Source organism: Mesorhizobium sp. M1078 (assembly GCF_040318615.1).
GTDB lineage: Bacteria > Pseudomonadota > Alphaproteobacteria > Rhizobiales > Rhizobiaceae > Mesorhizobium.
In genome coordinates, this window is the sequence record NZ_JAMYMP010000068.1 from 1 (window position 1) to 9,437 (window position 9,437).

The following is a 9,437-nucleotide window of genomic DNA, read 5'->3' on the forward strand; positions in this document are numbered from 1 at the left end:
ATCATCTGCCGAGGAAGCACGGCGACGACTGCCTGCAGGAATTGCGCTGGCTCTACGACCGGCGCGATCTCGCAGAGGCCAGGGCTGATCTTGCCGCATGGCTGTCCAAATGGTCCGCCCGCTACCCGCGGCTGACCACCTGGGCGGAAGAAGCCATAGAACAGACGCTGACTTTCTTCCGGCTGCCGCGTCAGCATCACAAGCACCTCAAGTCCACCAACATGCTTGAACGGCTCAACGAGGAAATCCGCCGGCGCACCTATGTCGTGCGCATCTTCCCGAACGCCGAAAGCTGCCTGCGCCTGCGCCTGGTCAGCTGGCCGTCGAAACCAATGAAAACTGGATGGAGGCCAACCGCTATATCAACATGGATGATCTGCGCGAGCACAAGAAGCTCGCTCTACGCCAAGCCGCATGACCAGTTTCATGATCGCCCATTTTGCAGAACTTGACGCACACAACCGTAGGGAAGGGCGGATTTAACCCCCAAAACACCCGCGACAGAGATGCTCAAGTCACGCTCTTCAAAGCCATTCTGATTAGACGTGACGCTGCGTTCGCAAAGGGTATCGAGCGGGTTAGTTATGTATGAAAACTGTGACGCCCCGATCGAGCACGGATTCGCACGCATATTTCTCTAACCCACGCCTCTCGGGCGAATGAACCGCCTCTCTGCTTACTCTGGCCGTGCCGTCTTCTTCTCCCGCGGCAGTTCGCGTCTTTGTTTGCAGACGACCACGATCGATTTGTCCCAGCGATCCACTCGCCGCTGGGATAGATGATTGCTTTGCTGATCTTGAGGAACGATGGCCTGATCCGCATGCAACGCGCCCGTTCGAAGAGTCCCGTCGCTTACCTGGCCGTGACAGCGAGCGATGACTTATTCAGGGGTGAGCAAGTTGAGGGTCAGGCATTGGCGGGACAGATAGCAGAGTTGTGCAACAGATTGTTGCACCCGCGACCACGTCGGTAGAGACCCGAGGAGAAATGTCGGCGGCATCACCGCGGACGCTCGTGGTGACCCGAAGCTCTCAATAGAGCTCAATGACCGCTTTGCGTCTAATATGACAGGTCGAGCGCGCTACCCTCTTGCCTGAAAACCGGAACGGCGGTTGCCGAATGGCTAGTTATCCAGAACCAATCTGACTTTCTGGGCGAGAGCTTGGAGGGTAGCGGGTTTCTGCAGGAGTTGAACGTTTGGATCGATGATCCCATTGCGAACTATGGCATCACGTGCGTAACCGGACGTAAAGAGCACCCTCAAGTCAGGCCGCAATTCAACGGCAGCATCCGCAAATTCCCGACCGTTCATTCCGGGCATGACAACATCCGTCAGCAGCAAGGAAACGTCTCCTCGATCCTCAAGAATGCGCAGGCCTTCAACCCCATTCTCAGCAGAAATCACCGAATAGTCGAGATCCTCGAGCATTTGCATTGTCAGTTGTCTTACACTCGCCTCGTCCTCGACGACGAGGATCAATTCCTCTGGCTTGCCATTGGCAACGTCTTGGCTGTTCGCCCGCCGTGCTCCATCGGCGGGACCATTGTGCCTTGGCAACCAGATGCTGATGGTAGTCCCCACCCCCAGTTTTGAATCGATTTTGACATAGCCACCGGACTGCTTGACGAAGCCAAACACCTGACTCAGCCCAAGGCCGGTTCCCTTGCCGACACCTTTGGTGGTAAAAAACGGCTCGAAGGCTCTTTCCAGAACCTCCGCGCTCATACCCGAGCCCGTGTCCCTCACCGCAATAAGGACGTAGGGGCCGGGGGAAATGCCATGATCTGCAGCAACCGACTGGTCGACCAGGAGTGCAGAGGTTTCGATTGTCAGGGTTCCGCCCTCCGGCATGGCATCGCGAGCGTTGACCGCCAGATTTACGAGGACATTTTCGAGTTGGCTGGGATCAGCGAGCACTGCACCGTCATCGGATTGCACGACCGTATTGAGTGTTACGTGCTCGCCCAGCGTCCGGCGCAAAAGCTCCGACATATCCTGCACCATCCGGCCGACGTCGAGGGATTCAGGGGAAAGCGGCTGCTGCCGGGAAAAAGCCAGTAGCCTTTGCGTCAGCATGGCAGCTTTGTGGGCACCCTCGGTCGCGGCTGCGATCAGTTGGTGCACGCCGGGCTCGCCGCGGTCGACGCGCCGCTGGATCAAGTTGAGTCCTGAGATGACAACTCCCAGCATGTTGTTGAAGTCGTGCGCGATACCGCCCGTGAGTTGCCCCACCGCCTCCATTTTCTGGCTTTGGCGCAGCTGATCCTCCAAATTCCTGCGGACGTTGATGTCGCGCCCGGCGGCGTAATATTGGTTGTTTCGCGGCATAAATTGCCAACTGTACCAGATGAACCTGCCATCATTGGCACGCATGCGTAAGTCGAGGTCGCGAACCGCAACCCGGCTATCCGATAGTGAGAGCCGTGTCACAGCCGCAACATCTTCAGGATGAACGAAATCCTCGAAAGTCTTACCCTCGACCTCGCTTTCGTCCAAGCCGAGATGCTCGGTCCAGGCCGGATTCACACTTTGGCACTTGAGGCCGAAATCCGTTACGACGAAAAGATCCTGGCTGACGCGCCAGATCATATCGCGCTCACCGGTTGCGTCAGCTACCCGTTGCTCCAACGTCTCATTCAGGGTCTTCAGCTTCAGTTGTGAGGACAGGCGATCTGTTACATCGCGCAAAAAGGCGGTGGTGAATTGCTTGGCGCCACCTGACCAACGGCTAATCGAAGCTTCGAGATGGCGCGTCGACCCGTTGCGCCGCTTCACGGAAACCTCTCGATGAACTATTTGCTGCCCTGAGCGACTGGCGTCGTGCAATTGCGACCACCGGTCGCCTTCCACGAACAGACCGGCGCTCGGCTGACCGGCAAGCGATGCCTTGTCGATTTCAAAGAGCACCTCGGCCGCCGAATTGGCTCCCTGGATTGCCCCAGTGTCATCCAGGGTAAGAATGGCTTCCGCGGCGCTTTCCATGACCGCATCATAACGGGCATTCTGCCGTTGGCGCAGCACGGCTTCCCGCCGCATCGCCCCCGTCACATCCGAAATCTGAATAAGGCATTCATACGCACCTATCGCCCCGATTGGTCGGATGGAAATGCTATGGATCAGCGGCTGGCCCGCTCGCGTCCGCAACGCAAGCAGGGCTGGGTGGAGTGTAGGGGTCAGCAGGCTGGAGGCCCCGGCTTCCAAAGCCTCGTTTAACGCAACGAGGATTGGGCCGAGCGGCCGGCCGGGAAAAAGCTCCTCCATTGATTTTCCGATCGCCTCGGTCGTCCGTATATTGCTGGCTGCGGCGATCCAGGCATTCCAGGCGGTCACTTGCCTTTGAGAACCGAGCACGATTATACCGCAATCGAGTGCATCTAATATCGGCGTCGAATTATCGTGAGAAGTGTTCAACATGGCACTATTTATCGTTCCCACCGATCCGCTCGATAAACTCGCACAAGAGGCCCTTTAAAACCGCTAGGGAAGGCATGTCCATCAGCATGGCAATGTAGCCCGTGATGTCATTGTCCTTGACGGTGAAGTTTATGTAGAGAAACAGTACGACCTCGCCGGGTAGGGGCGGCGGCGCCAGATTGAAGAAGTCGGTTCCAGTGCCTCGAATGACCTCAGGCAAGGAGACGCGAAGACTACGGCGCAACAGGTTGGCGATGGTGGCCAGGCAACTATTGAGAATGATGTTGCCCGTCTCTGCGAGTGCTTCCTGTTCAAGGTCGATGATGTCTTCCAATGAATGGTCCGGACCGGCTACAGCACGCACAAGTTCGAGACTTCGCTCCTCTGGGAAAATAAGCAACGCGCGACCAGTGATATCACCTTCGAAAACCTGGTGAACGGCAACCAGACGGTCCATCTCGCGTTCGTCCAAGATATCGATGGCTTGCTGCCTGCCGACGAGGTTGATTCTTGGGACGGACAGGAACACCTGTCGTCCAACCATCTCGCGGAGATTCTTGGCGGCTCGGCTGACGGCGATGTTCACCAGTTCAGTGAGGGCATCCTTCTCGAGTTCTTCCAAGACAAGGTCGGCCGGAGTCATCATTGATCGTCCTGACCAATGGGAGTGTCGGGTTTGCCGAGAAACGCAACCAGGTCCGGGCCATTCACTGGCTTGGTCAGGAAGGAAGCGCCCAGCGCCTTTGCACCTTCGACTATCTCGTGCTGCTGATTAGCGGAAATCAGTGCCAATCGCATTGACGGATCCTGGGCACGAAAGTCCGCCGCCAAGGCAAGCCCATCGCGGCCGGGCATATTGTAATCCATCAACACGATATCAGCCGCGAACTCACTCGCCAGTTGAAGCGCCTCATCAGCGTTGCCGGCCTCTTTAGTCACCCATGTCGGATAGTTCTTGGCGAGAATCTTGACCAAGGCCATTCTCGCAAGCTTGCTGTCGTCGACGATCAAAACGTTCATTACGACCTTCATTTCAGCTGGGGTTAGGGATATCGCATAAAATGCAATAATTGTGAACTAGCCGCCATGCACTGCCCGGAAGCCGCGATGAAAATAGCTTTCGAGAAATGGCGAGCCCGACGGCCCAATGACCCTCACGCGGGCCGCCATCAGGACTTGCAGAACGGCAGCATGGATCTTGGTGCACTTCCGCCAGTCAACTAAGATGTTGCCTGACTCAACCAGCATTGCCAGCAGGGTTTCGCTGTCTTCTAAAGTGCAGTCGCCCTCAAGCCGGATCGGTCCACCGCTTGGGTCGGAAATGACGGTCATTTCACCAAAGCCTCCACATCGAGAACAAGCATGACGCGGCCATCACCCAAAATTGTGACGCCTGCAACGCCTTCTACACCCGCGAGCACCCCCTCGATGGGTCTCATCAGTATATCCATTGTCTCCCCGACATCATCGACCTCTATCCCGCACATGTCGTTCCCGACCAGGACGACTACGACTTGGAAATCGTCGGCGATCGTTTCCGACGGCGTTTCGCCAAGCGTCGCCGCAAGACTAACGAGCGGGATGGTATGGCCGCGATGCCCGAACACGCGCGCGGCGCCAACCATCGAGACATCACCGCGCGAAAGTCGACGGGTTTCGATAACTTTCTCAAGCGGAACGCCAAAAACTTGTTTGACTACTTCCACGGTGACCAGGTGCGTCATCAGGATGGAGTAGGGCAGGGTGAATTTTGCGATCGTCCCGCTTCCGGGCTTCGTCTCAATGCCAACCGATCCGCCGAGCGCCTCGATCGCCGATCGCACCGCGTCCATCCCAACCCCACGACCGGAGACCGTGTTGACAGTTGCGGCTGTCGAGAACCCCGGATTGAACAGCAATTCCAATGCATCGTCATCGGAAAGCGAGGCGAACCCGGTCGTCAGGCCGCGTTCTGCCGCAACCCGTCGAACTCTCGCGAAATCCACACCTCGACCATCGTCTTCCACCTCAACGACAATGCTGTCGCCGACTTTCGCTGCACGCAGGCAGATCGTGGCATGCGGTGGCTTCCCTGTCCTGATGCGCTCGTCCGCCGGTTCGACACCATGGTCGATTGCATTGCGAAGAACATGCATAATCGGCTCTCCAAGAGCCTCGACGATGGTCTTGTCTGCTTCGGTGTTCTCCCCTTCTGTCACGAGAACCACTGACTTACCCGTTTCGGTCGCAAGGTCTCGCACCAAGCGCTGAAACCTTTGGAACACCTGTCGCATGGGCAAGACACGGATGCTCAAGACAGAACGCTGCAACTCATCGACCAACCTCTCCAGTCGGGATTGTTGTTCCTCCAACACGGCCGCCAAATCCGCCGATGGAGTTCCACTCCGGGCTAGCGTTGCGGCATGCGTTAGGGCATTCTTGGCAACCGACAGTTCGCCGGCCAAATTCACTAAGGCATCAATGCGTTCGACGCTCACCCGCAGTGATCGGGCAGCATTTGAGTTCGGGATGGCGAGGCGGGAATCCCGGTTCACGGAGAATTCGAGGACTTGGGCCTCGTCTCCCAAAACCCGGTCGATCAGGAGGATGAGTGCTTGTCGTCCCTCTGGATCGTCCGCGTCCGGCACACTACCATCGTAGCGTTCCAGCGTATCCTTGTGCCGGACGCTCCGAGCCAGGATATTCATCACCACGCGCCGCGCGGCGCCTACTCGGCCGGCCAGACCTGTGGTCGCGACCTGGGAAAGGAGTTGGGACTGCGCTTCGAGCACCAGCCGCGCCATCCGGCTAAGTCCTGCGCGCTGATCGGGGACGGCAGAAGAAAGCTCGCGGATCTCGAGGACGCTCGAAGAGTCCGAGCTTATCGCTTGGGTATAGCGCAACAAAGCGTCCTGCGGAGCAGAGGACAACGCTGTGAAGAGCAGGTTGCACTCGAATGGATCACCTTCCCTCAACGAAGGCCAGACATGAACCTGTTCCACATGAAGAGCTAACAGGCCAGGCAGGCCGGCGACCAACGCAAGGGGATCTTCGCCGCGAAAGAAGCACTGTGGGTCGGGCTGGAACAACAACCCGGTTGAGGCTCGGGCTGCGACATCATGGTTGGCCTTCAAAAGAGATGTCAACCACCCCGCCGCCAACAAGGCGGGCGGGCTCTTTCCCGGAGGTTCTTCCCATAGCGCCGCTTGCAAGCGGCGGACCATCTCATCCGCGGTCGACCCTGCATCCTCCGGGACAGTTCCCTTTACCTCAATGCTATCGAGCCAGCCGGTGACTTGATCCAATGCCCAGAGACAGTTGCCGATATCCGCAGTGCTTAACGTCCTCGTACCGGACCGGCCGGAATCGAGCAGTTCCTCAGCCGCGTGCAGACCCCTCGCCATATCTGGAAAATCGACGATACCGGCCCCGCCCTTGAGGGTGTGAAACGACCGAAAAGCACTGTCCAGCCTAGTGTGATCGCCTGAATCACCTTCGAGCGCCAGAAGATCCAGTGTTGCCTGCTGCACAGACTCGCGGCACTCCACCAGGAACTGCTCAAGAAGTTCAATCATGGGTTGATCCAGCAAGCAAGGCAACGAGCTCCAACAGGTCCTGCCCAGCGACGGGCTTGGCGGCGTAGAAGTTCGCTCCGGCAATTTGGGCAGCCCGCAGGTCATGGAGCCCGGCTTCCGTACTGGTGATGAGCACGGGGGTGGACGCAAACGGTTCGCCTCGTTGCCGAAGCATCCTTAAGAAGCTGAGGCCATCCATGACCGGCATGTTGATGTCCACGATCAGAAGGTCGACGATCTCGAACCCAAGCAGTTGCTCCAAGGCTTCCACCCCGTTCAAAGCCTCGAACACCTCATAGCCCGCTGGCTCCAGCACGCTTCGATAGTACAGGCGCACGAGAGCTGCGTCATCGACCACCAGGACGCGATGGAGCGTAGGTTTGCTCACCGCCCGACCTCTGGTTTCTGATAGACAATACCATCTTCGAACCGACGGATTTCGAACAGCGGAGAGATACGGCTCATCGACTCTGTGTGGCCAAGGCAAATGTAGCCGCCGGGTAAAAGGCTTTCATAGAGGTTGTCTGCAGCAATGCGACGCGAAGCGTCGTCGAAGTAGATGAGGACGTTTCGGCAAAAAATGACATCGAATTGGCCGTGGTGCCTGGTCTCGTTAGATTCTATTAGATTGACACTGGAAAATTGCACCGACTCCCTCAACTCTTCGACAAGCCGCCACCGATCGTCGGCTTCTTGGTGAAAGTAGCGGTCGATGACCTGGCCCGGCAAGCGCATCAGTGCGCGCTTGTCATAAAAGCCGCGCTTGGCCGCGGCAAGCGCTTCGGTATCGATATCTGAGCCGCAAATCTCGATGCTGTAGGCGTCGACCAGCGGCCACTTGTCCAAGAGCCACATCGCAATCGAATAGGGTTCTTCCCCAGTCGCGCAAGGTACCGACCACAAACGCAACTGGTCTTTCCCATAGCCGGCTGCGATTCTTTCACGCAGCAAATCCTTCGTGAGACACCGAAATTGATGATCTTCCCGGTTGAAATAAGTCTCATTGACGGTAAAGGCGTTGATGAACTTCTCGATCTCACCCTCGGCATCAATACGAAGTTTTGCGAAATACCTTTCGAAAGAAGGAGAGGCGGTTGCGTTTGCACGATCAGCGATCCGGCGCTCTATGTAATAGCGCTTGGATACCGAATAGACCATGCCGGTGCGTCGATAGAGGAAGTCTCCCAGTCGACGGATCTCTTCGTCCGTGATCTCGATCACTGAGGGGCGTTCCGCGCCCCGATCCGGAGGGCCGCGGTTTTGGCGGCGAAATCCAAAAAGGGATCCGAGGGAAAACGCGCGGCGCACTGGAGTAACAAGGCAACGTGGTCAGGCGCCGCCACCTCCGCCATGACGTCGATCGCGGCACCGCAAACGTTGCCATTGCAATCATTAGCCAGGAGGGGAACCAGCAAATCAATCACCGTTGAAGGCTGCTGCGCGCGAACGAGTTCGCAGGCGAGGATGCGAACGTCGGGCTCCGGGTCACTGAGCAGTCCAGTCAACCGCGGCAGGAGCTGATCTTGCAATGCGCGCAAGGCGTCTAGTGCCCCGGTGCGCAAGCGGGCATCGTCGGATCGTAGGTATTGCAGAGCAACGTCGACGCTTGCCGCATTGGCTGATCGCATAAGGGCTGTAAACAAAGCCTGCAGCACGCCATCAACCGCTTCACTCTGAATTGCGCTGGAGATCACACCGGCGTTGTCAGAGGTGACAATAAACTCGCGAGCCGCCGCTCGCCTTTCCTCACTGTTCCGACTCGTCAACGAAGAAAATGCATCCGTGGGCGATGCGTCGCGGATCCCGGCTTGGTTGGGAAGCTCTTTGCGGATCAGAGGCAAGGCACAACCTTCATCAATTGCCGGGCTATCTCGGGTAGCGGCAGAATCCAATCTGCACCACCGCCCTTGACCAATTCCCCGGGCATCCCCCAAACCACTGCGGTTTCTTCCGCTTCAGCGATCGTCGTTCCGCCTCGCTCGTGCAGGAGTTTCATAGCACTGGCGCCGTCATTGCCCATTCCGGTCATGAGAATACCGATAAGGTCGCTGGGAGGTATTTGTTCCATGGCACTTCGAACAAGCCGGTCGGCGCTTGGATGCCAGGGATAGTCGACCTGGGACGGGACATTCATGGCAAATACGACGCCTCCTCGGCGCGATAAAATCATGTCCGCCCCACCCCGCGCAATGTAAGCGACACCAGGCACGACTTCCGTAGGGCGGGTAACCTCCACGATCTCGATGGCGCTCAGGCTGTTCAAACGTTTGGCCAGTGCGCCCGTGAAGGATTCTGGCATGTGCTGAGCAATCAAAATTGGCCAGGAGAACGATGCTGGCAGCGCTCCGACAACAGCCTCCAGTGCTGGCGGCCCTCCTGTCGAAACGCCGATGAGCACCAGCCCATTTACCCCAGTTTTTACGATGGGTTTTTTTGACGCTATTGGGGCGGGATAAGGACTTGTCGGC

The 9,437-nt window shown here is 57.6% G+C and carries 9 protein-coding genes and 1 pseudogene; 1 reads left to right on the top strand and 9 read right to left on the bottom strand.

What is annotated here, in order from left to right:
- A pseudogene (locus NKH38_RS32680) lies at positions 1–418 on the top strand (transposase); the annotation flags it as partial.
- 705 nt (positions 419–1,123) lie between these two features.
- Here the strand turns inward: NKH38_RS32680 and NKH38_RS32685 are convergent.
- From NKH38_RS32685 to NKH38_RS32725, 9 genes are all read right to left on the bottom strand, one after another.
- Positions 1,124–3,415, bottom strand: a complete 2,292-nt coding sequence (locus NKH38_RS32685; protein ID WP_031204560.1) for a PAS domain-containing hybrid sensor histidine kinase/response regulator — start codon at positions 3,413–3,415, stop codon at positions 1,124–1,126.
- Positions 3,416–3,419: 4 nt separating this feature from the next.
- The gene (locus tag NKH38_RS32690; RefSeq protein ID WP_023673726.1) at positions 3,420–4,061 is read right to left on the bottom strand and encodes a chemotaxis protein CheX; all 642 of its coding nucleotides are present in this window, start codon (positions 4,059–4,061) and stop codon (positions 3,420–3,422) included.
- Entirely contained in the window at positions 4,058–4,435 is a 378-nt protein-coding gene (locus tag NKH38_RS32695; RefSeq protein WP_352765558.1) for a response regulator transcription factor, read from the bottom strand. The genes NKH38_RS32690 and NKH38_RS32695 overlap by 4 nt, the downstream gene beginning before the upstream one ends.
- Positions 4,436–4,492: 57 nt before the next feature.
- Positions 4,493–4,747, bottom strand: a complete 255-nt coding sequence (locus NKH38_RS32700) for a hypothetical protein (protein WP_023673728.1) — start codon at positions 4,745–4,747, stop codon at positions 4,493–4,495.
- On the bottom strand, positions 4,744–6,969 hold the full coding sequence (locus NKH38_RS32705) for a chemotaxis protein CheA (protein ID WP_023673729.1): 2,226 nt from the start codon (positions 6,967–6,969) through the stop codon (positions 4,744–4,746). The genes NKH38_RS32700 and NKH38_RS32705 overlap by 4 nt, the downstream gene beginning before the upstream one ends.
- The gene (locus tag NKH38_RS32710) at positions 6,962–7,357 is read right to left on the bottom strand and encodes a response regulator (protein ID WP_023673730.1); all 396 of its coding nucleotides are present in this window, start codon (positions 7,355–7,357) and stop codon (positions 6,962–6,964) included. Before NKH38_RS32710 ends, NKH38_RS32705 begins: the two co-directional genes overlap by 8 nt.
- Positions 7,354–8,190 carry a CheR family methyltransferase gene (locus NKH38_RS32715; RefSeq protein WP_023673731.1) on the bottom strand — a complete coding sequence of 279 codons (837 nt, stop codon included), beginning with the start codon at positions 8,188–8,190 and terminating at the stop codon, positions 7,354–7,356. Before NKH38_RS32715 ends, NKH38_RS32710 begins: the two co-directional genes overlap by 4 nt.
- Positions 8,187–8,810, bottom strand: a complete 624-nt coding sequence (locus NKH38_RS32720; protein ID WP_023673732.1) for a HEAT repeat domain-containing protein — start codon at positions 8,808–8,810, stop codon at positions 8,187–8,189. Before NKH38_RS32720 ends, NKH38_RS32715 begins: the two co-directional genes overlap by 4 nt.
- A partial coding sequence (locus NKH38_RS32725; protein ID WP_352842111.1) for a CheB methylesterase domain-containing protein occupies positions 8,801–9,437 on the bottom strand: 637 nt, incomplete at its 5' end. The genes NKH38_RS32725 and NKH38_RS32720, both read right to left, overlap by 10 nt.